This window comes from Nonomuraea composti, assembly GCF_012034275.1.
GTDB classification, from domain to species: domain Bacteria; phylum Actinomycetota; class Actinomycetes; order Streptosporangiales; family Streptosporangiaceae; genus Nonomuraea; species Nonomuraea composti.
Genome location: NZ_JAATEP010000138.1, coordinates 1 through 1,570, shown reverse-complemented (window position 1 = coordinate 1,570; position 1,570 = coordinate 1). Strand labels below are relative to the sequence as shown.

The following is a 1,570-nucleotide window of genomic DNA, read 5'->3' as shown; positions in this document are numbered from 1 at the left end:
AGTGGGGCTCGACAGCGGCCTGATGGTAGCTCTCCACCCTGGACAGCAGCTCCCGGCGGGCGGCCGGGCTGTCGACGAGCGCGGCCAGCGCCGCCGGCACCCGGCCGTGATGGTCGGCGTAGTAGTCGAGCTCCGCCCGCACCGCGTGCCGGCTCCTGGCCAGGAAGTTCTCGGCACTCTCGGCGAAGTCGCGTCCGGGTCCGGCCAGGTTGGCCAGGTCGAAACTGGGCCCTCCCGGGGGCAGGACGGCCCCCAGGACCGCGTATCTGGAATCCAGCCCGGCGCGCGCCCGGCGCCGCCACGCGCCGAACGTCGCCTCCCCCGACCGCCCCCGCAGCACGGTCAGGCTGAACAGCGTCTCGGCCATCGGGCCCAGCGTCGCCGCCACCCGGACGCGTGCCAGATCGTCGCTGGTGAAATGGATCCGGTGCATCCGTCCCCCACGTGTACGCCGCCCCGCCGCAGACCGGTCACGCATGTCCCTGAACGGCGCGATTAAGCCACGACTTACAAGTCTCACGACGCCTGAATTCTTCCTGCGACAGTGAGGGGGCCGGCTTTGCGCGGAAGACGGCCCGATCCGGCCTCAGGCCCGTCACCCTCGGGGGGATTCACGTGTCAGGACGACAGTTGAGGCATGCCCTGGTCGGGCTGGCCGTGCTTTGCGGATGTGCGGCGGCGCCCGTGGAAACCGGCATTCTCCATCAAGCGGAGCAGGTTCTCATCGGCGCCTGCATGAGCGGGCGGAATCTGAGGTACTGGCCGGAGCCCGAAAGCAGGACGCCGGACATGGATCTGTTTCCCTATGTCGTCGACGACGAGGAATGGGCACGGGAGAACGGGTACGGCAGAGCGGCGAGAAAGGAGCTGGAAAGAGCCGCCGCCCCTTCACGGGACTACTTCCACGGCCTGCCGGAGGAACGACGGCGCGCCTGGCTGACCACCTATCACGGCGACCGTGCCGCGGTCATCGAGGCGGAACTGCCCGTCGGCGGCACGATCGGCCACAGTGCCAACGGCTGTGTGGCCCAGGCGTGGCAGGAGCTCTACGGGGACAAGGCGCGCTGGTTCCGCGCCAGCAGGGTCACCCGGACGCTCATCCAGATGCGCGTCGGCCGGACCCAGGCCGCCCCCGCCTACGTGGCCGCCCGTCAACGCTGGTCCGCCTGTATGCAAGCGGCCGGGATCACGGCGGACACACCTCTGGCCCTGCGCCGGCAGCGCCTGGCCGACGAGGAGGCCGGCGCGGAGGCCCGTGACCGGCTGGTCGCGACGGCGGAAGCCCGCTGCGCGGCCTCCTCCGGATTGTCACGAACCGCTCGCGATCTCGACGCGGCCAACGCCTCCGCCCTGGAGGCGCAATACCCCGCCGAATACCGCAACGCCCGCGACCTGCGCGAGGCGGCGCTGCCCAGGGCACGCGCGCTCATCAGGAAAACGCTCACCAACCAAAACTCACATCAAAAGGGAGAGGAACCCTCATCGTGAAGATTCTCAGGAACGCCTTTCTCGGCGCCATGGCCGTCGCCGCGACGATGACCGTCTCGACGGCGGCCCACGCCGACCCGGC

At 70.2% G+C, this 1,570-nt stretch carries 1 protein-coding gene and 1 pseudogene; one reads left to right on the top strand and one right to left on the bottom strand.

The features are described 5' to 3' along the window. Window positions 1-433, bottom strand: a pseudogene (locus HCN51_RS57670) (hypothetical protein); the annotation flags it as partial. A gap of 251 nt (window positions 434-684) precedes the next feature. On the opposite strand from HCN51_RS57670, the gene HCN51_RS57665 reads away from it, so the two are divergent. Next, window positions 685-1,488 carry a hypothetical protein gene (locus tag HCN51_RS57665; RefSeq protein ID WP_168022220.1) on the top strand — a complete coding sequence of 268 codons (804 nt, stop codon included), beginning with the start codon at window positions 685-687 and terminating at the stop codon, window positions 1,486-1,488. The last annotated feature ends 82 nt before the right edge of the window (window positions 1,489-1,570 follow it).